Annotated in this window: 24 protein-coding genes and 4 pseudogenes; 24 read left to right on the top strand and 4 right to left on the bottom strand. The window is 46.9% G+C overall.

Annotated elements, in window-relative coordinates; all coding sequences use genetic code 11:
- The first annotated feature begins 75 nt into the window (after positions 1-75).
- Positions 76-378 carry a hypothetical protein gene (locus M1M80_RS19855; protein ID WP_003222155.1) on the top strand — a complete coding sequence of 101 codons (303 nt, stop codon included), beginning with the start codon at positions 76-78 and terminating at the stop codon, positions 376-378.
- 39 nt (positions 379-417) lie between these two features.
- Positions 418-1248: a sac operon transcriptional antiterminator SacT gene (gene sacT / locus M1M80_RS19850; RefSeq protein ID WP_003236015.1), complete on the top strand. Its 831-nt coding sequence runs from the start codon at positions 418-420 to the stop codon at positions 1246-1248.
- A gap of 39 nt (positions 1249-1287) precedes the next feature.
- On the opposite strand, the gene M1M80_RS19845 is transcribed toward sacT, so the two are convergent.
- Positions 1288-2058 (bottom strand): formate/nitrite transporter family protein, encoded by a 771-nt coding sequence (locus M1M80_RS19845; RefSeq protein WP_060399771.1) that lies wholly within the window; start codon positions 2056-2058, stop codon positions 1288-1290.
- A gap of 297 nt (positions 2059-2355) precedes the next feature.
- Here M1M80_RS19845 and scrA point away from each other — a divergent pair, with 297 nt between their 5' ends.
- The 3 genes from scrA (at position 2356) to M1M80_RS19830 (ending at position 5519) form a co-directional block, all read left to right on the top strand.
- Complete coding sequence (scrA, locus tag M1M80_RS19840) at positions 2356-3741, top strand: PTS system sucrose transporter subunit IIBC (protein WP_060399770.1); 1386 nt, start codon at positions 2356-2358, stop codon at positions 3739-3741.
- Entirely contained in the window at positions 3738-5177 is a 1440-nt protein-coding gene (gene sacA, locus M1M80_RS19835) for a sucrose-6-phosphate hydrolase (protein ID WP_060399769.1), read from the top strand. Before scrA ends, sacA begins: the two co-directional genes overlap by 4 nt.
- A 93-nt stretch (positions 5178-5270) precedes the next feature.
- Complete coding sequence (locus M1M80_RS19830; RefSeq protein ID WP_003236006.1) at positions 5271-5519, top strand: hypothetical protein; 249 nt, start codon at positions 5271-5273, stop codon at positions 5517-5519.
- Positions 5520-5615: 96 nt separating this feature from the next.
- Here M1M80_RS19830 and M1M80_RS19825 read toward each other — a convergent pair whose 3' ends face one another.
- A complete protein-coding gene (locus M1M80_RS19825) occupies positions 5616-6425 on the bottom strand; it encodes a bifunctional hydroxymethylpyrimidine kinase/phosphomethylpyrimidine kinase (RefSeq protein ID WP_060399768.1) in 810 nt (269 codons plus the stop codon).
- Positions 6426-6615: 190 nt separating this feature from the next.
- On the opposite strand from M1M80_RS19825, the gene M1M80_RS19820 reads away from it, so the two are divergent.
- Positions 6616-7422 (top strand): glycosyltransferase family 2 protein, encoded by an 807-nt coding sequence (locus tag M1M80_RS19820; RefSeq protein ID WP_060399767.1) that lies wholly within the window; start codon positions 6616-6618, stop codon positions 7420-7422.
- A gap of 14 nt (positions 7423-7436) precedes the next feature.
- Positions 7437-8114 carry a uracil-DNA glycosylase gene (locus M1M80_RS19815; RefSeq protein ID WP_060399766.1) on the top strand — a complete coding sequence of 226 codons (678 nt, stop codon included), beginning with the start codon at positions 7437-7439 and terminating at the stop codon, positions 8112-8114.
- A gap of 24 nt (positions 8115-8138) precedes the next feature.
- Here M1M80_RS19815 and M1M80_RS19810 read toward each other — a convergent pair whose 3' ends face one another.
- Positions 8139-9509: an aldehyde dehydrogenase gene (locus tag M1M80_RS19810; protein ID WP_060399765.1), complete on the bottom strand. Its 1371-nt coding sequence runs from the start codon at positions 9507-9509 to the stop codon at positions 8139-8141.
- 166 nt (positions 9510-9675) lie between these two features.
- Between M1M80_RS19810 and M1M80_RS19805 the strand changes: the two genes are divergently transcribed.
- The 3 genes from M1M80_RS19805 (at position 9676) to M1M80_RS19795 (ending at position 11768) form a co-directional block, all read left to right on the top strand.
- A complete protein-coding gene (locus tag M1M80_RS19805; protein ID WP_060399764.1) occupies positions 9676-9993 on the top strand; it encodes a YwdI family protein in 318 nt (105 codons plus the stop codon).
- A 19-nt stretch (positions 9994-10012) separates the two neighbouring features.
- Positions 10013-11335 carry a purine/pyrimidine permease gene (locus M1M80_RS19800; protein ID WP_060399763.1) on the top strand — a complete coding sequence of 441 codons (1323 nt, stop codon included), beginning with the start codon at positions 10013-10015 and terminating at the stop codon, positions 11333-11335.
- Positions 11336-11396: 61 nt separating this feature from the next.
- On the top strand, positions 11397-11768 hold the full coding sequence (locus M1M80_RS19795) for a DUF423 domain-containing protein (protein ID WP_003227446.1): 372 nt from the start codon (positions 11397-11399) through the stop codon (positions 11766-11768).
- 43 nt (positions 11769-11811) lie between these two features.
- Here M1M80_RS19795 and gerQ read toward each other — a convergent pair whose 3' ends face one another.
- Positions 11812-12339, bottom strand: a complete 528-nt coding sequence (gerQ, locus tag M1M80_RS19790) for a spore coat protein GerQ (RefSeq protein ID WP_003235990.1) — start codon at positions 12337-12339, stop codon at positions 11812-11814.
- A gap of 318 nt (positions 12340-12657) precedes the next feature.
- Here gerQ and spsA point away from each other — a divergent pair, with 318 nt between their 5' ends.
- The 14 genes and pseudogenes from spsA to pruA all read left to right on the top strand — a co-directional run bounded on the left by spsA (position 12658) and on the right by pruA (position 23554).
- Positions 12658-13428 carry a spore coat dTDP-glycosyltransferase SpsA gene (gene spsA, locus M1M80_RS19785; protein ID WP_019259805.1) on the top strand — a complete coding sequence of 257 codons (771 nt, stop codon included), beginning with the start codon at positions 12658-12660 and terminating at the stop codon, positions 13426-13428.
- Positions 13429-13432: 4 nt separating this feature from the next.
- Positions 13433-14857: a CDP-glycerol glycerophosphotransferase family protein gene (locus tag M1M80_RS19780; RefSeq protein ID WP_060399762.1), complete on the top strand. Its 1425-nt coding sequence runs from the start codon at positions 13433-13435 to the stop codon at positions 14855-14857.
- 1 nt (position 14858) lies between these two features.
- Positions 14859-14969: pseudogene (locus M1M80_RS21580) on the top strand (DegT/DnrJ/EryC1/StrS family aminotransferase); the annotation flags it as partial.
- 3 nt (positions 14970-14972) lie between these two features.
- A pseudogene (locus M1M80_RS19770) lies at positions 14973-15230 on the top strand (DegT/DnrJ/EryC1/StrS family aminotransferase); the annotation flags it as partial.
- Positions 15218-16087 (top strand): GNAT family N-acetyltransferase, encoded by an 870-nt coding sequence (locus tag M1M80_RS19765; RefSeq protein WP_060399760.1) that lies wholly within the window; start codon positions 15218-15220, stop codon positions 16085-16087. The pseudogene M1M80_RS19770 and the gene M1M80_RS19765, both read left to right, overlap by 13 nt.
- A pseudogene (locus M1M80_RS21765) lies at positions 16087-16186 on the top strand (hypothetical protein); the annotation flags it as partial. The gene M1M80_RS19765 and the pseudogene M1M80_RS21765, both read left to right, overlap by 1 nt.
- Positions 16176-16378: pseudogene (locus M1M80_RS19760) on the top strand (PseG/SpsG family protein); the annotation flags it as partial. The pseudogenes M1M80_RS21765 and M1M80_RS19760, both read left to right, overlap by 11 nt.
- A gap of 149 nt (positions 16379-16527) precedes the next feature.
- Positions 16528-17268 (top strand): sugar phosphate nucleotidyltransferase, encoded by a 741-nt coding sequence (locus M1M80_RS19755; protein WP_060399759.1) that lies wholly within the window; start codon positions 16528-16530, stop codon positions 17266-17268.
- Complete coding sequence (gene rfbB / locus M1M80_RS19750) at positions 17268-18215, top strand: dTDP-glucose 4,6-dehydratase (protein WP_060399758.1); 948 nt, start codon at positions 17268-17270, stop codon at positions 18213-18215. The genes M1M80_RS19755 and rfbB overlap by 1 nt, the downstream gene beginning before the upstream one ends.
- Before the next feature lie 13 nt (positions 18216-18228).
- Positions 18229-19080 carry a dTDP-4-dehydrorhamnose reductase gene (rfbD, locus tag M1M80_RS19745; RefSeq protein ID WP_003235968.1) on the top strand — a complete coding sequence of 284 codons (852 nt, stop codon included), beginning with the start codon at positions 18229-18231 and terminating at the stop codon, positions 19078-19080.
- Positions 19073-19528: a dTDP-4-dehydrorhamnose 3,5-epimerase family protein gene (locus tag M1M80_RS19740; protein WP_003235966.1), complete on the top strand. Its 456-nt coding sequence runs from the start codon at positions 19073-19075 to the stop codon at positions 19526-19528. Before rfbD ends, M1M80_RS19740 begins: the two co-directional genes overlap by 8 nt.
- Before the next feature lie 323 nt (positions 19529-19851).
- A complete protein-coding gene (gene bslB / locus M1M80_RS19735) occupies positions 19852-20316 on the top strand; it encodes a biofilm surface layer hydrophobin BslB (RefSeq protein ID WP_060399757.1) in 465 nt (154 codons plus the stop codon).
- A 176-nt stretch (positions 20317-20492) separates the two neighbouring features.
- Positions 20493-21767 (top strand): glutamate dehydrogenase, encoded by a 1275-nt coding sequence (rocG, locus tag M1M80_RS19730; protein WP_003235960.1) that lies wholly within the window; start codon positions 20493-20495, stop codon positions 21765-21767.
- 239 nt (positions 21768-22006) lie between these two features.
- Entirely contained in the window at positions 22007-23554 is a 1548-nt protein-coding gene (gene pruA, locus M1M80_RS19725) for an L-glutamate gamma-semialdehyde dehydrogenase (RefSeq protein ID WP_060399756.1), read from the top strand.
- Positions 23555-23600: the final 46 nt, after the last annotated feature.

Raw genomic sequence — 23600 nt, 5'->3', positions numbered from 1 at the left:
CACGCGGGCTGCGGCTGAGAAAACGGGCTGCTAAAAAAGGCTGCCTGCCAAAAAGAAGCGGAGGGATGTTTTTCTATGAAACGTTTGCTTGTATCTTTACGGGTGTGGATGGTCTTTTTGATGAACTGGGTGACGCCGGACAGAAAAACTGCGGCTGCCGCGGTCTATTCGGCTCAGCGTACATACCAAAGAAAAGCGGCGGTGCAGGCCGCAGGACTTGTTTCGTTTTATGAATGGCGGATGGCTGTGAATGAGGAAGAAAAGCAGAAAGCGAAAGCCGCTGCGCTTTATAAAAGAAGATGTCTGCAAGCCTTCAAGGAATCGCCAAAGCAGGAGAGAGCTGGCCCGCATCTTTACATGGCGGTCAAAAGGAGGTAAAATCCCAGTCAAAAGCAAATTGGCGGGAGAGATAGCCTCTTGAAAATCTATAAAGTATTAAACAACAATGCGGCTTTAATAAAAGAGGACGATCAGGAAAAAATTGTGATGGGGCCGGGAATCGCTTTTCAAAAAAAGAAAAACGATCTCATCCCTATGAATAAAGTGGAAAAAATCTTTGTCGTGCACGACGAGAATGAAAAATTTAAACAAATCCTGCAAACGCTGCCGGAGGAGCATATAGAAATAGCTGAGGATATCATCAGTTATGCGGAAGGAGAGCTCGCGTCGCCGCTGAGCGACCACATTCATATCGCGCTTTCTGACCATTTGTCCTTTGCGATCGAAAGGATTCAAAATGGGCTGCTTGTGCAGAATAAATTGCTGCATGAGATAAAAGCGCTCTATAAAAAAGAATATGAGATCGGCCTGTGGGCGATCGGACACGTAAAAGAGACATTGGGCGTGTCTCTGCCTGAAGATGAAGCGGGGTATATTGCCCTTCACATTCATACGGCGAAGATGGATGCGGAGAGCATGTATTCAGCGCTGAAGCATACAACCATGATCAAAGAAATGATAGAGAAAATAGAAAACTATTTTAATCGAAAGGTGGATGAAAACAGCATTTCCTATCAACGCCTTGTCACGCATTTGCGATACGCGGTCAGCCGGTTGGAATCAAATGAAGCGCTCCATCGTATGGACGAGGAGATGCTTTATTTCATCCAAAAAAAGTATTCATTTGCCTATCAATGTGCGCTGGAGCTGGCGGAGTTTTTGAAAAATGAATATCAATTACATTTGCCGGAGTCCGAGGCCGGCTATATCACGCTGCATGTCCAGCGTCTTCAAGATCTCTCGGAATAACCGCTTTGACTTGCAGGGAGTGATCTCTGGAAGTTTTTTTTATTTATCGGGATTGAGCGTATAGTACATCCAGCCCATCATTACAATTCCTGCGGCCAGATTGCCGAGCGTAACAGGAATTAAGTTTCTGACTGCTCCCATCAGTGTCACCGTATCAGGGTGCTCGATCAAAAGTGAGATGGCGAATGTGCACATATTGGCAATGCTGTGCTCAAAACCGGAAATAAAGAAGCAGAAAACGAAAAGCATCATGGCAAACAGCTTGGCTCCTTCTCCTTTGAGAGACATCGGAATGAAAAAGGCGAGGCACACAAGCCAATTGCACAGCATTCCTCTGAAAAACAGTTCGGAAGCGGGCGGCTCCATTTTGTGCTCTGCCAGATGAATCAAAAAGGAATGAACAGAAGCCTCCTCAAAAAGTCCTGTCGCGCTGATCAGGATGGCAAATAAAATAGCGCCAATCAAATTGCCAGCATAGCTTGACATCCACAGGTACAGAGTGTCGCGCCAACGGATTTTTTTTCGGAGTGCGGTATAGGTGAAATAAAAGGTGTTGCCGGTAAATAAATCCCCGCCGCCGTAAGCAATCAGCAGAATAGCGGCCCCGAAAGTGACAGCGGCTGCCGGAAATGCAAATGGAGAGTCAGCCATATAGAAATAGCTGCCTGTTTTGCTTGCGGCTGTAATACCGAAACCGATAAACATGCTGGCCAAAATGGATCGGAGCAAATATCGGATTTTGCTTGAAACAAATATATTTTGTTTTCTCAAAGCGTACTGTTCAACCTTTTGCAATGCTTGAGTTTCCATTGTCTTTTCCTGCTTTCTTTGATTTGAGCATAGTATAGCATGATATTGTGAAATGTTTCACAATTAATTTTTACGAATTTTTGTCTAAATGTTTTATGAAACTTTTTAACTAAAAAAACAGTTGACGAAAACGCTGTCATCAATTATGATGAAAGCGTATTCTCAATCTGAATAAGCGGGATTGTGACTGGTAAAGCAGGCAAGACCTAAAATTTGCGTAAATGAAAAAGGATCGCTGTCCTTTCTTCGTTGGCGAATTTTAGGTCTTTTTTGTTTAAATAAAAGGGGGAGAAAAAGATGGATTACAAAGAGACTGCAAAACGCCTCATTGAGCTTCTCGGGGGGAAAGAAAACATGATCAGCGCGGCTCATTGTGCAACAAGACTGCGTTTAGTGATTAAAGATGAATCAAAGATAGATCAAGCACAAGTAGAAGAGCTTGATGGCGTCAAAGGCGCTTTCAGCAGCTCTGGCCAGTACCAGATCATTTTCGGAACAGGCCTTGTCAATAAGGTGTACGATGCTTTTTCAAAGGAAGCAGACTTTGAGCGTGAAGAACACGTAAATCACCAGGAGGCGGCAAAAGAAAAAATGAATCCCGCTGCGAGATTTGCGAAAACGCTTTCTAATATTTTTGTTCCAATCATCCCGGCTATTGTGGCCAGCGGCCTATTAATGGGATTACTGGGTATGGTCAATGCGTTTCATTGGATGAGCAAGGATTCTGCGCTGCTGCAGCTGCTTGATATGTTTTCAAGTGCAGCATTTATTTTCTTGCCGATTCTAATCGGGGTAAGCGCTTCAAAAGAATTTGGCAGCAATCCGTACTTGGGAGCGGTTATCGGTGGAATCATGATTCATCCGACGCTTTTGAATCCATGGGGATTGGCGGAAGCGACACCTGATTATATGAATCTTTTCGGATTCGATATCGCGCTTCTCGGCTACCAGGGAACTGTTATCCCTGTCCTGCTGGCGGTTTATGTGATGAGCAAGGTAGAGAAATGGACGAGAAAAGTGGTCCCTCATGCGGTAGATTTGCTTGTTACACCTTTTGTCACAGTGATTGTCACCGGGTTTGTCGCTTTTATCGCGATTGGTCCTCTGGGCAGAGCGCTTGGCTCCGGCATTACGGTTGCTTTAACTTATGTATATGACCATGCAGGTTTTGTCGCGGGTCTGATTTTCGGTGGCACGTATTCACTTATCGTGCTGACAGGCGTTCATCACAGCTTCCATGCGATTGAGGCAGGGCTTATTGCAGATATCGGCAAAAACTACTTGCTGCCGATCTGGTCAATGGCGAATGTCGCACAGGGCGGCGCCGGGCTTGCCGTCTTCTTTATGGCGAAAAAAGCAAAGACAAAAGAAATCGCGCTTCCGGCTGCATTTTCCGCTTTTCTTGGCATTACTGAGCCCGTCATCTTCGGAGTCAATCTGCGCTACCGAAAACCGTTTATCGCCGCGATGATTGGAGGCGCATTGGGCGGTGCATATGTCGTCTTTACACATGTTGCTGCAAACGCTTACGGGTTAACGGGTATTCCGATGATCGCCATTGCTGCGCCGTTTGGCATGGGCAACTTGATCAACTATCTGATTGGGATGGCCATTGCGGGAGTATCAGCGTTCATTGCAGCGTTTATCATGAAGATTAATGAGGATGAGGAGAGGAAAAAATGACAGCACTTGATCAGGAGCTTCGTCGCCGGGCTTATGAAGAAGTGGAGAAAAAAGAGCCTATCGCGAACAGCGATCCGCACCGCCAGCATTTTCACATTATGCCGCCGGTTGGGCTGCTGAATGACCCGAATGGCGTGATTTATTGGAAGGGCAGCTATCATGTGTTTTTTCAGTGGCAGCCGTTTCAGACGGGGCACGGGGCGAAATTTTGGGGGCATTATACGACACAGGATATTGTGAATTGGAAGCGGGAAGAGATTGCGCTGGCCCCGAGTGATTGGTTTGATAAAAACGGCTGCTACTCGGGCAGCGCTGTCACGAAAGACGATCGGCTCTATCTGTTTTACACAGGAAATGTCAGGGATCAGGATGGGAATCGGGAAACGTATCAATGCCTTGCTGTATCTGACGACGGGCTGTCCTTTGAGAAAAAGGGTGTCGTCGCCCGCCTCCCTGAAGGATACACGCCGCATTTTCGCGATCCGAAGGTATGGGAGCATGAAGGAACATGGTATATGGTGGTCGGTGCGCAAACGGAGAATATGCAAGGACACGCTGTTTTGTTTGCTTCTGATAACCTGACAGAGTGGAGATTTCTCGGCCCGATAACTGGCGCGGGCCTCAGCGGGCTTGACGCTTTTGGGTACATGTGGGAGTGCCCTGACTTGTTTTCCCTTCAGGGGTCTGACGTGCTGATTGTCTCGCCACAAGGGCTTGAGACTGACGGTTTTCGTTATCAGAACGTGTATCAATCGGGTTATTTTGTCGGGCGTCTCGATTATAACAAGCCTGAATTGAAGCATGGCGATTTTACGGAGCTTGATCAAGGTTTTGATTTTTACGCTCCGCAAACACTTGAAGACGATCAGGGAAGGCGAATTTTGTTTGCATGGATGGCTGTGCCTGATCAGGATGAAGGGACTCATCCGACGATTGACTATCACTGGATTCACTGTATGACGCTGCCGAGACAGCTGACGCTATCTGGGCAGAAGCTGATTCAGCAGCCGCTGCCTGAGCTGAAAGCCATGCGCAGGAATGAGAAAAAAGTGCAAATCAACATGCATGGATCATCTGGTACGCTTCCAGTTGAAAACCCTGAAAGAGCTGAGATCTTGATTGAAGACATTGATACGGAGTCTGGCTTTTCAATCAGTATCCGCGGTACGGCTGTGTTTTCCTTTCAAAAGGACGAGGGGATTGTTACGTTGGAGCGGACGAGCTTCGACGGAAAAAGAACAGAAGCGAGACATTGCTGCATCAAGGATTTGCATACCGTGCACATGTTTATCGACGCTTCGTCTGTGGAAATCTTTGTCAATAATGGAGAAGAGGTCTTCAGTGCGAGATATTTTCCTTTCCCGGGAAATCATGAAGTGACAGCCAGTTCGACAGGAAAATCTGAAATGAACGTCGGAATTTGGACCCTTATGTAGAAAATCCTTCTATTTTCTTATGTGAAATCTGTGCCATCTGTGCTATTCTTCAACGATAACCTACTATTTTTTTCTGTAAAAGGAGTTGTTTTCTTGAATATACATGAACAGAAGATAACACCGGAATGTTTGGAAAAGGCTGCGGACCAAGTTGAAGATAAGCGGGAAGAATATAAGGATGTGCTGCTTCAGCTGAAAAAAATGCTTGGCGGGACAACGCCGCACAGTGAAACGGCGGAAATTCTTTCGCGAGCATATGAGCAAATGAAGGAATATGCACTTTTTGTTCAGTCGATAGAAACATTTTTAAGGAAATCTGCGAACCATTTAAAAATCAAATAAACAGGCTGCCGATGGGATCGGCAGTTTTTTCTGTGAAAAGTCTTCGGTCATATAAAAAAAGCTGCCTCTCTGTAAGGCAGCCTTTTTTGTTTATGATTATTTATTCAGGCGCAGCGCAGAATGCTTCGTTGGCCCGACATATTGGTTGAGCGGGAAGGATTCTTTAATGGCAGCGGTAATAAATTCTTTCGCTGCGTAAATGGCTTCTTTGACTTCCGCACCTTTGGCGAGCTCCGCTGTCACGGCTGCTGAGAACGTACAGCCTGCGCCATGTGTATAAGGCGTATCGATCATTTCGCTTTCAAGGACTTCCGCTGTTTCTCCGTCATAGAGAACATCAACCGCTTTTTCGTGTTTGAGTTTGCCTCCGCCTGTAATGACGACATATTGAGCGCCGAGCGCATGAATTTTTTTCGCAGCTTCGATCATATCGTCAACTGTCTTTAATTCATCCATGCCGCTGAGCTGGCTGGCTTCAAACAGATTCGGCGTAATGACAGTGGCTAGCGGCGCTAATTGTTCACGCAGGGCTTGGGCGTGCTCCGGATACAGGACTTCATTTGCTCCTTTGCAAACCATGACCGGGTCAATTACCACATTTTTCAATTGTTTTTCTTTGATCGTTTTTGCTGCAAGCTCGATAATGTCAACGGTTGGCAGCATTCCTGTTTTCATGGCGTCCACACCGATGCCGTCCGTAATCGTTGCAAGCTGGGCGCGGATTGTATCAGTATCGATCGGGAAGACTTGATGGTCCCAGCTGTTGTTCGGGTCCATCGCAACGATCACCGTTAAGGCGGTCATCCCGTATACGTTTTTTTCTTGAAATGTTTTTAAATCAGCTTGAATCCCAGCACCGCCGCTGGAATCTGAGCCGGCAATGGTGAGTGCTTTATGCATAGACATGTCTTGAACCTCCATCGTGTTTTGTCTTTCATTATAGTTAGATTTTCTCTGTATCACAATATAGAAGGTTTAGCAATTCATCTAGTATTCTCATCGTCACCTTTCCTGTTTCAGTAGGATATTCCCACTGATCTCCCGTCCAATATATGTTTTAATAGTACATGACTATGAAAATGAGAAGGAGAGCATCATGAAGATTTCTATCGTAATTGTGACCTATAATCGGATTCCGGCTTTGTGTGAGCTTCTGGAGTCGATTTCGAAGCAGACCATGAAGCCGTATGAAATCATTATTGTGAATGATGCCGGGGAATCGGTCGTGCCGGTCAAAGCACTGTATCCGGAGCTGCCGATTGCTGTCATCAATTTAGAAAAGAACTCGGGGCATGTGGCTGCGAGAAATGCCGGTGTAAAAGAGGCGTCTGGCGATTGCATTATGCTTTGTGATGACGATGATTTCTTTACGCCGGGACATGTGGAGAGAATGGCGAAGGAAATCGAGACGGCAGATTTCGTTCATTCTGATGCGGAAATTGTTTCGTTTGAAGAGAAAAACGGAACAAGATATCCAGTTTCGCGAAAGCTGTTTGCTTATACCGCTGACTATGAGGATATGAGAGTGTTTTCTACATACGTGCCGTCGGGCAGCATGTACAGACGTTTTCTGCATGATGAAATCGGGTATTTCGATGCTGATGTGCACAATTATTGGGACTGGGATTTTTATTTGCGCGCGGCGAAGGAGTACCGGGTGAAGCGTGTCCCTTGCGCCAGTGTGATTTATGCCTTCAGTGACGCGGGAGACAATCAGTCCGCGGACCTTGGCGCCAAGCGGAAACAATATTTGGACCGTTTAAGTGAAAAGCACGGACTCGGGGAACTGCCGACGAAAAACTTTGCCGTCCTGCTTGAGGAGCCTGATATGAAAAGACGGGAAGCACAAAGTGAAATCGTTTGGGATGGCAAGCCTGTCTATTCCAGGCTTCATCGTTCGTAAGGGAGGCCTGAATCTTGAAACAGCTTTTACAGGACAGCTGGTGGAATCAGCTGAAGGAAGAGTTTGAGAAACCGTATTATCAAGAGCTCAGAGAAATGCTGAAGCGAGAATATGCGGAGCAAACGATATATCCGGACAGCCGGGATATTTTTAATGCGCTGCATTATACCTCATACGATGATGTCAAGGTGGTGATACTCGGCCAAGATCCGTATCACGGGCCTGGACAGGCTCAAGGTTTGAGCTTCTCCGTAAAGCCGGGTGTGAAGCAGCCGCCTTCATTAAAAAATATCTTTCTTGAGCTGCAGCAGGACATCGGGTGCAGCATCCCGAATCACGGGTCGCTTGTCAGCTGGGCGGAGCAAGGAGTTCTTTTGCTGAATACTGTGCTGACAGTAAGGCGCGGACAGGCGAATTCCCATAAGGGAAAAGGCTGGGAGCGTCTGACGGACCGAATGATTGACGTGCTGAATGAAAGGGAGCGGCCGGTGATCTTTATTTTGTGGGGCCGGCATGCCCAAATGAAAAAAGAACGGATCGACACGTCCAAGCATTTTATCATTGAATCGACGCATCCCAGCCCATTTTCGGCAAGGAACGGATTTTTCGGGAGCAGACCGTTTTCCCGGGCGAATGCGTTCTTGGAGAACATGGGAGAGGCACCGATTGATTGGTGTATAAAGGATTTGTAAAAAGCGCAGATACTCTGCGCTTTTTTATTTAAGTATCTTCCGAATCATTCGCAGGCCGTTTTTGGAGGAAGGGTACCGGAAAGCGAAGTCGAAGCGGTTCGTTTGTTTGACGACGCTTTTTTTGTGCGTAAATGTGTTAAAGCTGTCAAATCCGTGATAGCTGCCGATGCCGCTTTCTCCGACGCCTCCGAATGGCAAATACGGTGTCGCGACGTGCATTAACGTATCATTGACACAGCCGCCGCCAAATGACAGATTCTCTAAAACAGCCCGCTCGATTTCTGGTTTTGTAGTGAAGACATACAAGGCGAGCGGCTTTGGGCGCGACTGGATTTTCTCGATGACTTCGCCGATATCGCCGTATGTAAACAGCGGAAGAATCGGCCCGAAAATCTCCTCCTGCATCACAGGAGAGTCATCTTTCACTTGATCAAGAATTGTCGGCGCTATTTTGTGGTGATCAGGATCAGATTGTCCGCCTGTGAGCGGGACGCCATCATTCAGAAAGCTGAGCAGCCGCTGATAGTGGCGCTCACTGACGATTTTGCCGTATTGCGGATTCTGTTCGGGCTGAGGGCCGTAAAATTCACTGATCGCACGCTTCATTTCTTCTGTGAGCTTCGTTTTGATGTCTTCGTGGACAAATAAATAATCCGGTGCGATGCAGGTTTGTCCCGCATTTGTGAATTTCCCGAAGACAATGCGTTTGGCAGCAAGTTGTATGTCTGCATCCTTATGGACAATGCAGGGGCTTTTGCCGCCGAGCTCCAAGGTGACGGGAACTAATTGTTTGGCGGCGGCCTCCATGACGATTTTTCCGACGGCAACGCTGCCGGTGAAGAAAATATAGTCAAAGGGCTGCTGTAATAATGCTGTGCTGATGTCGGGCCCGCCTTCCGCCATAGCGACATAATCACTCGGAAAAACGCTGCTGATGAGTTTGGAAAGAACAGCGGAAACAGCCGGCGTATATTCAGACGGCTTGAGAACGACAGTGTTCCCGGCCGCAATGGCACCAATCATTGGAGATAGCGCCAGCTGCAAGGGATAATTCCAAGGCGCAATCACCAAAACGGTTCCATACGGCTCAGGGATGATGATGCTTTTGGAGCCTAGATGGGTCAACGGTGTTTTAACCCGTTTCGGCTTGGCCCATTTTCTCAGCCGTTTCATCACAAAGCTGATTTCCTCCAACACGATTCCGATTTCTGTTGTGTATGCCTCCTGTTCGGATTTGTGGAGATCCTGATAGAGAGCGGCTGTTAAATCGGCTTCATGCATTTTGATGGCTTGTTTCAGCTTCTGCAACATGTCCAGTCTCGATTCGAGCGGTCTCGTATACCCCGCCGCAAAATAGGCTTTGTGCTTGCTGACGATAGAGGGGATGCTGTTCATTCCGTTTCTCCTTTTTTGTAAGGTATGGTGATTTATTATGTGAAAAATCTCTTCTGCTTGTCAAATGCACAAGGTTTGTCAGAAAAAATAACAAACTCATATCTGCCTTTACGGCAGGAATTTGATAAAATGCAGGAAGACGAATTTATTTTTTGGAGGGTTCTTGATGAACATTCACATATCTGCTTTGATTCAAAAGATGGAAGAGGAGCTGAAAAAAGCAAAGGCGGCTGAACGTGATGAGGAGCTGAAGCGTTACGTAGCGGTTGTCCGTTCTTTGTGTGACGTCGTGCTGGATCAGCCGGAGACCGCGAGCGCGCCCCGCATACAGCCGAGCATCACGCCGAGTCCTGCCGCGCCGCCATCGACAGACCAGCTGATGATGGAAAAAATGATGGGAAGCGCGGGATTAAACAAATATCGAAAGCAGGAAAAAGAGAAGAAGGAAGAGGATGGAAACGGAGAGTCTTTATTTGATTTTTAATAAGAAAGGTTGAGCTCACGTGAAATTGGTTCTTGGCGCTCTGCAATGGACAGCGTTTATCATTGCTGCGGCGATTGTTGTTCCGGTGGCGGTTGCCCAGTCGTTTCATCTGGATCACTCCGATTCTGCGAGATTGATCCAAAGCACTTTTTTTGTACTGGGAATTGCCGCCGTCATTCAGTGTTTGAAAGGCCACAGACTGCCGATCAACGAGAGCCCCGCCGGTTTGTGGTGGGGAGTGTACACGATCTACGGCGGGCTGACGGGAACTGTATTTGCGACATATGGGGATACATTGCGCGGTTTGCAGGGAGCTCTTCTTGTAAGCGCTGTATGTTTCTTTTTGTTAAGTGTCTTCAAGGTCATTGACCGGCTTGCCGCCTTGTTTACCCCGGTTGTGACCGGCGTCTATTTATTGCTGCTTGTGATGCAGCTGAGTCAGCCGATTATAAAAGGAATTCTCGGAATCGGCTATCGAAAAGACAGTGTGGACGGTCTTGTATTTGTCCTGGCGCTTGTTGTTGTCACCGCCGCCTTTATGATGACAAATTCGAACATTATGTTTTTGAAGCAATATTCTATTTTATTGGCCCTGTTCGGCGGGTGGGTGCTGTTTGCGGCTGCCGGAGCGGCAAAGCCGATTGAAATGCCGGATCGGCTGTTTCAGCTGCCTTCCCTGTTTCCTTTTGGGACCCCGTTATTTAACAGCGGCCTGATCATCACCTCAATTTTTATTACCATCTTGCTGATTGTGAATATGCTGGCGAGCATGAAGGTTGTGGACATCGCTGTGAAAAAATTCGGCAAAAAGCCGGATGAACAGCATCACGAACGCCAAGCCGGTTTTGCCGCCTCATTCAGCCATCTGCTGAGCGGTTTGACGGGAGCCATTGCACCGGTTCCGATTTCGGGAGCTGCGGGTTTTATTGAGACGACCAAAATGCCTTCTAAAAAACCGTTTATGATCGGCAGTATTCTGGTTGTCGCGATCAGTGTGATCCCGTTTTTTATGAATGCGTTTGCGAGCCTGCCGTCACCTGTTGGGTTTGCAGTGAACTTTGTTGTGTTCTCCGCGATGGGCGGCTTGGCCTTTGCAGAATTTGATTCATATGAGATAGCAGAACTGAAAAGGGTGCGGTCTGTGATCGGCATCTCGCTGCTGACAGGGGTCGGTATTATGTTTGTGCCTGAAACTGCATTAAAGGGTTTGCATCCGGTATTTATTTCTCTATTAAGCAACGGGCTTGTATTAGGAACGCTTGCTGCAATAGCGGCAGACCAGTTTCAGCTTTGGCGCAGGAGAAAATCCGACAATCTCGTGTCATCGGAGAACAAACATTGAATTTTGGTACAGGTGCGATAAGATAAATGATATGAGTTTAACGAAAAGGCGGGAGAGATAGATGAAAGTTTTTATCATATTAGGGGCCATTAACGCCCTGCTTGCCGTGGGACTCGGGGCATTTGGCGCTCACGGATTAGAAGGGAAAATTCCTGATAAATATCTTCAGGTTTGGCACACTGGTGTGCAGTATCATATGTATCACGCTCTTGGGCTTTTCGTTGTCGCGTTTCTGGCCGATAAATTATCCGGCATCGGCAGTGTCACGACAGCGGGCTGGCTGATGTTTGCGGGAATTGTACTGTTTTCCGGAAGCTTATATATTCTCAGTGTAACGCAAATCTCCATCCTCGGGGCCATTACCCCGCTCGGCGGTGTGGCATTTATTATTTCTTGGATTATGATCGTTGTCGCAGCCGTCAAATATTTATAAACAAAAAAGCCAATCCTCATCAAATGAGCGATTGGCTTTTTCTTTATCTTGGCGAATAGGACGCCATGGAATATGGATACGTATACGCAATCTCCTCATCAAATGTAATGTAATCGAGGTAGATTGTCAGGAGCAGGTAGCGTGTTCCTGATTTCGGATCGCTGAGGATAATGTGATCCCGGCCCGCAGCCTCGATGACGCCGCGAAAGATCTTCGAGCCCCATTCCTTGCTGTTTTCAAAAGTCATATAGATGGTCGCCGTTTTTCCCCTGTTCAGGCGCAAAATGTTCTCAATGTATGATTCCTCAACAGGCAGCATACCGGGAACGCTTTGGCCTGGCGCTGACGGTGTCGGCCCCGATGGAATTTGAAACCCGCCGCCCTGCTGCTGGCCGGGGAATCCGAAGCCTTGCTGTCCCTGCTGCATCGGCATCGTTTGCTGCATCCCCATCGTCTGCATTTGTGGGCCTTGACCTTGCTGCGGGTACGGATTGGCGCCGTACTGAGGCTGATACACCTGCATATTATCATATGCCTGCATTTGCTGATATTGATTTTTTTTCGGTTTCATATCGTTCCTCCTTTTTATGAAAACCCTTCAGGACATGTTCCGGATGTATAGATGAACGCTCCGCGATGACTCACCTCCGATGGAAACGATCTTAGTCGCTGGTGCAATTTTTATCTCTTTCACCTTATGAGACTGATGCTTGGAATATGCGGAAAAAGAACAGTGGACAGCACAGATTTTGACCTGGGCAGCCGCTGTTTTTTATAGACATACACAAACTTTTCGCATATTGGTTTGTATTCCTAGCGCAACTTGCGAATAAGCAACATAAGATAACGTTAGTTTCAGGTGTGAAGTTTCAAGAAGGAGGTGTAGGATTTGCCGAAAGTGTCAGTCATTATGACAAGCTATAACAAAAGTGATTATGTGGCAAAGTCCATTTCTAGCATACTCTCACAAACCTTTTCAGATTTTGAATTGTTTATTATGGATGACAACTCCAATGAAGAGACGCTGAATGTAATCCGTCCTTTTTTGAATGATAACCGAGTGCGTTTTTATCAAAGCGATGTATCTGGAGTGAAGGAAAGAACGGAAAAAACGAGATACGCGGCGCTGATCAATCAGGCGATTGAGATGGCGGAGGGTGAATATATCACTTATGCGACGGATGATAACATCTATATGCCGGACCGCCTCCTCAAAATGGTGCGGGAGCTCGATGCTCATCCTGAAAAGGCTGTGATTTACTCAGCCTCCAAAACCTATCATTTAAACGAGCATCGCGACATTGTAAAAGAAACTGTCAGGCCTGCAGCTCAAGTGACGTGGAACGCGCCGTGCGCCATCGACCATTGCTCGGTGATGCACAGATATTCGGTGCTTGAGAAGGTGAAGGAGAGGTTTGGCTCCTATTGGGATGAAAGCCCGGCGTTTTACCGGATCGGTGATGCCCGCTTCTTTTGGAGAGTCAATCATTTTTATCCGTTTTACCCGCTGGCCGAGGAGCTGGATCTGAATTATATTACCGACCAATCGATTCACTTTCAGCTGTTTGAATCAGAAAAAAATGAATTCGTCCGGAACCTTCCTCCGCAGCGCAATTGCCGCGAACTGCGTGAATCATTAAAAAAGCTTGGAATGGGGTGAGAGTTTGTCGGCCTATTTAAGCAATTATTGGGTGCTGTACAGGAAGTATGTGGAGCTTTTTGACGGACTTCGCTACAAGGGGATTCCTCTTGGGCTTATCAGTAATTTTTATCAATACATCAGCCCTGAGCTGCGAGTGATGATGGAAGAAGAACCGGAGTTATTCGGACCGGTGGATCAGTATGTCGATGAAGGACAAATTCAGCCGTTTTTTAATGAAAAAATACAAAGTATGGTCAAAACAAATGACGAACCTGCTAAGGGGAAAGTCATTTTGCATTTTGATTACCTGCGTTTTTCAAACGAAAATTACTATCAATTTGATCCTGAAAAAACAGCTGTTTTGGCCAGATGGAGTTTGCCGCATTATTGTGATCTGCCTGTCATTAGCAAGCGTGAACTTGCGGAATCATGCCAAAAAGGCGATTCGAAGCCGTATCTCGAAACAGCCGTTTCGATTCTCGCCGCTTTTGATGACCACCCGGCATTCGGTGATCAAGCATTTCGCGACAGGCTTTTCAAAGATATTCCTTTATTTATGGAGGCCATTGATGCGGTTGATGCGCTGTTTGAGCAGGAGAAGATTTCGGCCGTTGTCGTCGGAACGGCAGAAGACATTTACAGCAGGGTGCTCGCGCTCATGTGTGAAAGGAGAGGGGCCGTCAGCATTTGTCTTCAGCATGGCGCGTTGATGGGAGATGAAGCCTTCATTCCTGTTTTTACAACCTATCAAGCCGTTTTTGGTGCGTATGAAGCGGAGTGGTATATACGAAAAGGCTGTAAACCCGAGCAGATTCTTATAACGGGACATCCCCGCTTCGATCAGATTTTTAACAGAACCCCTATGGACATGTCCACATTCTATCGAAAACTCGCTTTTCATCCGTCTAAAAAAATCGTGCTCATTGCGACCCAGCCCTTTTCAGATGATTTTTATTCCGGTGTGCTAGAAGGGCTTTCTGATCAGAAACAGTTGCAAATTATCATCAAACCCCATCCTTGGGAAATCGGAAAAAACAAGCTTGATCTGTATTACGCCGCGGCGAAAAAACATAAAGCATGCAGAGTCATCAAAAAGGAGCTTGATCTGTATGATTTGCTTCCGTATACTAACGCGGCAGTGACGCAAACCTCGACAGTCGGACTTGAAGCCATGCTGTTTCAAAAGCCTGTGCTGATCGGGAAATCATCCGGAAACCGCACGTATCCGTACTATGAATCTCTTGGCGATTTTATGTTTGATCATCCGGATGACCTGGTGCGCACCTTGATTGAGGTTCTTCGAAGTCCCGCCGTGCACCAAAAAGCAGAAGAGGCGCGTCTGGCGTTCACAGCAGCCAATTATCCGGTGGCAGAATCAACAAACGCTCTATTTGCGGAACTGAAAGCCAAAACAGGGATTGATTACAGGCGGGAGGATATTGATTAAAGTGATAGGAGCGCAAAACATCAGTAAGGAAGAAATTCAGGAGGTCACAGAAACGCTGGAATCGGGATGGCTCTTCAAAGCCTCGAAGGTTCAGCAATTTGAAAAAAAGTTTGCCGCCTGGCATTTATATGTTTTGCAAGCTGATGAAAAACAGGCCGGTATCACGCGCAGCGTTCATTTTATCCCAGTACACATTCATCCGTATTATCAAAAGCGATTCGGGTTTAAGGAAGCGGACCTCCCGCTCGCCATGAATGACTATAAACGAACCCTGTCACTCCCGCTCTATCCATCAATGTCGGACGAAGATGTACAGGATGTCATTGAAGCTGTGCGGGATATCGAAAAGGGGCTGGTTAAGTGTATACGGTAAAAGAAAATGTCTCCAAAGAGGCGATTGAGGAATTTATCCAAAGAAGGCAGCTTACACTGAACGTTCCGTATCAATTTTCCCTCGGCCTTTTTGAAAACAGCAGGCTCCAAGGCATCTTGCTTTACGAAGATTCTCTGTGGGAAAGCCGGATACTTCAGAAAAAAGTCATGAACGTCAAATTTCTTGCGGCAAATAGCGCTGGGCAGTTGAAGAGGCTGTTTCAAGCCTTTTATTCTGTACGGCAAATGGATGAAACTGATTTTATCTCTGTTCGTGTTTCGGCTGAAGATATCGGTGCCGCGCATGTGATACAGCAGCAGCCATCCTCTTACTTTGTCGGCAGTTTGCTTAAGCTGGCAAAGCCCCCGTCTTTTTATGACAAAACACCGCCATTTTTTGAACTGGGCCCGCCTGAGCCCGGAGACACAGAAGCGATATGTGAGCTGGCCCGAGACTCGTTTACAAAAAGCAGATATTTTCAAGATCCTCATCTCAGCCGCGAAGCAGCAAACAAGATCTTTCAGGAGTGGACACGAAACAATCTCAATGGAAGGGCGGCTGTCAATATTGTCGCTAAGCACAATGGCGAGGTCATCGGCTATCTTCAAGGCCTATCCAGAGGCGATGAATCCATTCTCGATTTGATGGCTGTGAAGCCGGGATTTGAAGGAAAACGTATCGCGTTTCATTTATTGGCGAATTTCATAGAACAACCTGAGACCCAGGAGCATAAAACGGTAACAGCGGAGACGCAGCTTCACAATGTAAGGGCGATCCGCCTTTATGAAAGAATGGGATTCACCGCTGAACAATCGTATTACGATTATCATATTTGGCCGGGCAAGGAAGCGAAATAATGGCAGAGTTTCAGAATGGAACTACGGGCAAAAAAGCTCCTGTATTTATAATTGCCGAGGCTGGAATGGCAGGCTTTTGCGCTGATTGATGCAGCGGCACGAATTTATTCTCCGGGAAATAAAAAGCAAGAAACTTGATCTGCTTTTGTTTGCTATACTCGGCGCGCCTGCTGAACTGTAAAGGAAAATAAAGGCGGAAACAGATGCGAAAATTGTACTCTTTGAATAAGTGATTCATCAACGGAGTTTACGGAGATATCAGAAGCAGGAAACACCCGCATCTATGAAGGATAGGATTATCTTATTCTTCACCCGCCTTCCAGGCTGCAAGAAATTTTTAAAGTCTGGTGCAGCCGATCAAGTCCTCAAGCGTGTATCAGCTATTCTTCAAGATTTGTATGGATCAAAAGGTATAAAAATGCATGTAAGGAAGTGTTAATGTGAAAGGTGTTATTTTAGCCGGAGGAAACGGCTCACGCCTTATGCCCTTAACCAAAGCCGTTAACAAGCATTTGCTTCCTGTAGGCCCGTATCCGATGATTTACTGGTCGATTATGAAGCTGGAGGAAGCCGGAATAAAAGACATTTTACTCATCAGCCAAAAAGAGCATATGCCGCAATTTTATAAACTGCTTGGGAACGGGGAAGAGCTTGGCGTGACAATCACTTATCAGGTTCAGCCAGCCGCATCGGGCATTTCGGATGGGCTGTCTTATGCAAAACGCTTTACGAAAAAAGAGCCTTTTATTTTATTATTAGGTGATAATATATTCGAAGATTCATTAAAGCCTTTTACGGAGCGCTTTGAACAGCAGAGAAAAGGAGCAAAGGTGCTGCTGAAAGAAGTTGATGATCCGGAACGCTTCGGGATTGCTGAGATTGATGAGAAAAACAAGCGGATTCGTTCCATTATCGAGAAGCCCACACACCCGCCGACCAACCTTTGTGTGACCGGCATTTATATGTATGATGCGGAGGTTTTTTCGTATATTGAACAAATATCACCGTCAAAGCGCGGCGAGCTGGAAATCACCGATGTGAATAATCTATACATCGAAAACAGCCAGCTTACGTATGATGTGTTATCAGGCTGGTGGGTCGATGCCGGAACTCACGAATCGCTACATCTCGCCTCCCAGCTTGTACACAAGGCTTTACAGAAAGGACAGGACGAAAAGTGATGGCAAAATCATATTTAATTACGGGCGGGGCCGGCTTCATCGGCCTCACGTTTACAAAGCTCATGCTGAAGGAAACGGAGGCGCGCATTACCGTTTTAGATAAACTGACGTACGCCAGCCACCCGGACGAAATGGAAACATTAAAGGAAAACAGCCGATTTCGCTTTATAAAAGGGGATATCAGCGTTCAGGAGGATATCGACCGGGCGTTTGATGAGAACTATGACGGCGTGATTCACTTCGCTGCGGAATCGCATGTGGACAGAAGCATTTCCCAAGCGGAGCCGTTTATCACCACTAATGTCATGGGGACATATCGCTTGGCGGAAGCGGTCCTGCGGGGAAAAGCCAAGAAGCTGATTCATATTTCAACAGATGAGGTGTACGGGGATTTAGAAGCAGATGATCCCGCGTTTACTGAAACGACGCCGCTTTCTCCTAATAACCCTTATTCAGCCAGCAAGGCAAGCTCTGATTTGCTCGTGTTATCGTATGTGAAAACCCACAAGCTTCCGGCCATTATTACACGATGCAGCAACAATTACGGCCCCTATCAGCACAGCGAAAAAATGATCCCGACGATTATCCGCCACGCGAAGCAAGGGCTTCCGGTTCCGCTGTATGGCGATGGGCTTCAGATCCGAGACTGGCTGTTTGCGGAGGATCATTGCCGTGCCATCAAGCTGATCTTAGAAAAAGGAACTGACGGCGAGGTGTATAACATCGGCGGCGGAAATGAACGCACGAATAAAGAGCTGGCGAGCATCATCATGAAGCAACTGGGCTGTGAGGAATTGTTCGCCCACGTGGAAGACCGAAAAGGGCATGACCGGCGCTATGCGATCAATGCATCAAAGCTGAAAAACGAACTGGGCTGGCAGCAGGAAGTGCCATTTGAAGAAGGCATTGCGCGTACGATTCGCTGGTATACAGACAATGACCGATGAGAAGGTGATCCGATTGACAAAGGTATTGGTGACTGGTGCGGGAGGACAGCTTGGCCTGGAACTGTGCCGCCAGCTGAAGCAAGCGGGATATGAGGTCATTGCGTTAACAAAGAAGATGATGAACATTGCCGACCAGCGCTCAGTGCGGCATTCGTTTGGCCATTATCAGCCGGATATTGTGGTCAATACAGCCGCGTTTACGTCGGTTGATAAATGCGAGACAGAACTTGATAAAGCGTATTTAATTAACGGGATCGGCGCTTATTATACAGCGCTTGAGGCAACCCGCATCGGTGCTCAATATGTTCATATCAGCACGGACTATGTTTTTGACGGGAAAGGAACCCAGCCTTACAGGGAAGACGATCCCCTCGATCCGAACACCATCTACGGCAAAAGCAAAAAGCTCGGAGAAGAACTGATTCGATTAGCGACAAAAGACAGCACGATCATCAGAACGTCGTGGGTGTACGGACATGGCGGCAGCAATTTCGTTCATACCATGCTGAAGCTTGCTGAAACGAAACAAGAGCTACGGGTTGTAAGCGATCAAATTGGTTCGCCGACCTATACGAAGGATTTAGCAGAAGCGGTCATCAAGCTGTTCAGCCATCCGCCGGGCATCTATCATGTCAGCAATTCAGGAATATGCAGCTGGTATGAATTCGCGAAGGCCATTATGGAAGAAAGCGGACTGGCCACAGTCATTTTGCCTGTCACGACAGAAGAATACGGGAACAAAACGCCCCGTCCGGCTTACTCTGTGCTGAGCCATCAGGCCATTGAAGAAGCCGGCATTCGCCCTCGGCATTGGCGGGAAGCGTTACGGGAGTATTTACAGGAAAGGAGCAGTGCGCGTGATTGATGGAGTCAAGGTGAAAAAATTGACGAAGCATAGTGATGACAGAGGCTTTTTTGCCGAGCTGGTTCGGGATGATGAGAACCTTCTTGAGCATTTTGGTCAGGCCTCTTGGTCGAAAAGCTATCCGGGTGTGATTAAAGCATTTCATTATCACGAGAAACAGGATGATCTCTGGTTCTTCCCAACCGGCCACGCTCAGGTTGTCCTTTACGATCTTCGAGAGGATTCAAAGACAAAAGGAGAAACTGACGTCTATTATATGGGTGAAGACAACCCGATGCTGTTATTGATCCCAAAAGGGGTGGCCCACGGGTACAGAGTGCTGGGAGAGACGCCGCTGACGATTATCTACTTCACCACCATGTCGTATAACCCGGATCAGCCTGATGAAAAAAGAATTCCATGGAATGATGAAACGATCGGTTTTAACTGGAATACCGAAAATAGATAAAAATAGGAACGTGATCAATCGGAGAGCGGAGGCATCTTCGACTTTTTTTGTCCTTTTTTCAAAATAGGCTAAAGGATAGAAATCAACAGGAAAATGTTACTAGAAAAAGAGAGAAAATCATCCCTTTGAACCTTGTGTAAACAGGATGATATTCTCAAATGATTCCAAGTGTTAATATTCCTAAAAAAGCATTTACTTCCATGGAAAATGGTGATAGATTAATTTTTAAGAAAAAGAATTGGTAATTCGCGAATTACGAAAAAACGCTTTTTCTGCAGAGGACGCTCTGGCCAATCCCAACAGTGATTTGAGGAGGAAATGTCATGTTAAAAAGAACTTCATTCGTATCTTCATTATTGATCAGTTCAGCTGTCTTACTATCAATCTTGCTTCCTTCAGGCCAAGCTCATGCGCAGTCCGCAACAATTGAGGCAAAAACGATCAACAGCACAAAAGAGTGGACCACTTCTGATATTGAAGTGACATATAAACCAAATGCGGTGCTTTCTCTTGGTGCGGTAGAATTTCGGTTTCCCGACGGGTTTCATGCTACAACAAGAGATTCAGTGAATGGAAGAACGCTGAAAGAAACACAGATCTTAAACGATGGAAAAACTGTCAGACTCCCGCTTACGCTTGATTTGTTAGGGGCATCCGAATTTGACCTTGTCATGGTGCGCAAAACCCTTCCGCGCGCAGGCACTTACACGATTAAAGGCGATGTTGTAAACGGTTTGGGAATCGGCAGTTTTTATGCTGAAACGCAGCTGGTGATTGACCCTCGTTAATGAATAGGTTTAATCAGAGACTGAGATGTTTTCAGTCTCTTTTTTTGTTGATTAAAAAAACTGGTACGGATCTTGCATGATCATAAGGGTGAATCCACTGAAGAAAGGAATTGGCCGGCTGATTTTTTAAAGCGCTTACATTTTCAAGCGGCCAAAAAAACAATGAGGTGAAAAAGATGTCAGCAAAGCAAGTCGCGAAAGATGAGGAAAAAGAAGCTCTAAATTTATTTTTGTCTACCCAAACGATCATAAAGGAAGCCCTTCGAAAGCTGGGCTATCCGGGCGATATGTATGAACTCATGAAAGAGCCGCAGAGAATGCTCACAGTCCGCATTCCGGTCAAAATGGATAACGGCAGCGTCAAGGTGTTCACAGGGTACCGGTCGCAGCACAATGATGCGGTTGGTCCGACAAAGGGAGGCGTGCGCTTCCATCCTGAAGTCAATGAAGAGGAAGTAAAGGCATTATCCATTTGGATGACGCTCAAGTGCGGGATTGCCAATCTTCCTTACGGCGGCGGAAAGGGCGGTATTATTTGTGATCCGCGGACAATGTCATTCGGAGAACTGGAAAGGCTGAGCAGGGGATATGTCCGTGCCATCAGCCAGATCGTCGGTCCGACAAAGGATATTCCGGCTCCCGATGTGTACACCAACTCGCAAATTATGGCATGGATGATGGATGAGTACAGCCGGCTGCGGGAATTTGATTCTCCGGGCTTTATCACAGGGAAACCGCTCGTTTTAGGCGGATCGCAAGGCCGGGAAACGGCAACGGCACAGGGCGTCACGATTTGTATTGAAGAGGCGGTTAAGAAAAAAGGGATCAAGCTGCAAAACGCGCGCATCATCATACAGGGCTTTGGAAACGCTGGCAGCTTTCTGGCCAAATTCATGCATGATGCCGGCGCGAAGGTGATCGGGATCTCGGATGCCCATGGCGGGCTCTACAACCCGGACGGCCTTGATATCCCTTATTTGCTCGATAAGCGGGACAGCTTCGGCATGGTCACGAACTTATTTACAGACGTCATCACAAATGAGGAGCTGCTTGAAAAGGATTGCGATATTTTAGTGCCGGCCGCGATCGCCAATCAAATCACAGCCAAAAACGCACATAACATTCAGGCGTCAATCGTCGTCGAAGCGGCGAATGGCCCGACAACCATTGACGCCACTAAGATCCTGAATGAAAGAGGCGTGCTCCTCGTGCCTGATATTCTGGCGAGTGCCGGCGGCGTCACGGTTTCTTATTTTGAATGGGTGCAAAACAACCAAGGATATTATTGGCCAGAAGAAGAGGTTGCAGAAAAACTGAGAAACGTCATGGTCAATTCGTTCGAGACGATTTATCAGACAGCGGCAACACATAAAGTGGATATGCGCTTGGCGGCTTACATGACGGGCATCAGAAAATCGGCAGAAGCATCGCGATTCCGCGGGTGGGTATAAATTCGGAAGGGGAGATATCCCCTTCTGTCGCAAAAAAATTTTGCGTTTATTCTTTGCGGAAAAGCGGAAATAGCAAAAAAATTTTGCGTTTCAGGATTGGAAATAGAGAAAGGTGTTCTCCTGTTAGACAAATTTCTGTACAATTCAACAAGTTTTTTCAGGAAGAGACAAAATATTGGCATGATTCTTGCATTTTTATTCATGCGAAGACATATTTCATGACATGAGGGGGACTACATATGACAGTATCATACGCGCACGAACCATTTACTGATTTTACGGAAGCAAAGAATAAAACAGCATTTCAAGAGTCATTGGCATTTGTAAACACTCAGCTCGGCAAGCATTATCCGCTTGTGATAAATGGAGAAAAAATTGAAACGGACCGCAAGATTGTTTCCATTAACCCGGCAAATAAAGAAGAGGTGATTGGGTACGCATCAACAGCGGATCAAGAGCTTGCTGAAAAAGCGATGCAAGCCGCACTGCAGGCATTTCAATCATGGAAAAAACAAAGACCGGAGCACCGCGCGAATATCCTCTTTAAAGCAGCGGCTATCTTGCGCAGAAGAAAGCATGAATTTTCAAGCTATCTTGTGAAGGAAGCGGGAAAACCGTGGAAGGAAGCCGATGCGGACACGGCTGAAGCGATAGACTTTTTGGAGTTCTATGCGCGCCAAATGTTAAACCTCAAGGAAGGGTCTCCGGTGAAGAGCCGGGCAGGCGAGTTCAATCAATACCATTACGAAGCGCTTGGCGTCGGCATTGTCATTTCTCCATTTAATTTCCCGCTTGCGATTATGGCAGGAACAGCGGCGGCAGCAATTGTGACAGGAAATACGATTCTCTTAAAACCGGCTGACGCAGCGCCCGTAGTAGCTGCAAAATTCGTCGAGGTCATGGAGGAAGCGGGCTTGCCAAACGGCGTTCTGAATTACATTCCGGGAGATGGAGCGGAAATTGGTGATTTCTTAGTGGAGCATCCGAAAACACGGTTTGTCTCATTTACAGGTTCCCGTGCAGTCGGCTGCCGGATTTATGAGCGTGCCGCCAAGGTGCAGCCGGGCCAAAAATGGCTGAAACGGGTCATTGCTGAAATGGGCGGAAAAGACACGGTGCTTGTCGACAAGGACGCTGATCTTGACCTTGCTGCATCCTCTATCGTGTATTCAGCGTTTGGATATTCAGGACAGAAGTGTTCAGCAGGCTCCCGCGCAGTCATCCATCAGGATGTCTATGATGAAGTGGTGGAAAAAGCTGTGGCGCTGACCAAAACGCTGGCTCTCGGCAATCCGGAAGATCCTGATACGTATATGGGACCCGTGATCCATGAAGCGTCCTACAACAAAGTCATGAAATACATTGAAATCGGCAAATCTGAAGGCAAGCTGTTGGCCGGAGGCGAAGGCGATGATTCAAAAGGCTACTTTATTCAGCCGACGATCTTTGCAGATGTTGATGAAAACGCGCGCCTGATGCAGGAAGAAATTTTCGGCCCAGTTGTTGCGATCTGCAAAGCGCGTGATTTCGATCATATGCTGGAGATTGCAAATAACACGGAATACGGATTAACAGGCGCTCTGCTGACGAAAAATCGTGCGCACATTGAACGGGCCCGTGAGGATTTCCATGTCGGAAACCTATACTTCAACAGAGGCTGTACCGGAGCGATTGTCGGCTATCAGCCGTTCGGCGGTTTTAATATGTCCGGAACAGACTCAAAAGCAGGCGGCCCGGATTATTTAATTCTTCATATGCAAGCCAAAACAACGTCCGAAGCTTTTTGATTTAGAGAGAAATAAAATCGTGCGATTCTTTAGCGGATCGCACGAT

This window comes from Bacillus inaquosorum (assembly GCF_023238325.1).
GTDB lineage: Bacteria > Bacillota > Bacilli > Bacillales > Bacillaceae > Bacillus > Bacillus inaquosorum.
The sequence above is the reverse complement of the archived record's forward strand: the minus strand, read 5'-3'. Positions and strand labels throughout refer to the sequence as shown.